Origin of the sequence: Vibrio sp. T9, from assembly GCF_003123985.1 — a bacterium.
GTDB classification, from domain to species: Bacteria; Pseudomonadota; Gammaproteobacteria; order Enterobacterales; family Vibrionaceae; genus Vibrio; species Vibrio diabolicus.
This window is the reverse complement of sequence record NZ_NIGY01000146.1, coordinates 1-327: the sequence shown is the minus strand read 5'-3', so window position 1 is coordinate 327 and position 327 is coordinate 1. Positions and strand designations below refer to the sequence as shown.

Genomic DNA, 327 nt, shown 5'->3' with positions numbered 1-327 from the left:
AGTGTCCGACTACGCCACCCTCATGGTCGAACTCATGGGTGACAATCTCGACCCGAAGGCAGGCGAGGTCTACGCCGCACTCGACATGCCTTTCGCGACCCTGATGGCGCAGGTGGCCGAAGGCTTGAAGAAATGAGCGCGGCCTACGACATCGTCATCGTCGGTGGAGGCTCAGCTGGCGCAGTGCTCGCCAATCGGCTGAGTGCCGATCCGAAGCGCCACGTTCTGCTGTTGGAGGCCGGCAAGGCCTACCGGCCCAACGAGTTTCCGGCCGTTCTTTACAACGCCGACCACGCAGCCGGCGATGCAGCACACGATTGGGGCTAT

General features: G+C 62.7%; 1 protein-coding gene. It reads left to right on the top strand.

Features of this window, described 5'->3' with window-relative positions; genetic code table 11:
- Positions 1-132: 132 nt before the first annotated feature.
- Positions 133-327, top strand: a 195-nt coding sequence (locus CBX98_RS25835; protein WP_172606049.1) for a lycopene cyclase family protein, incomplete at its 3' end; no start/stop codon positions are given.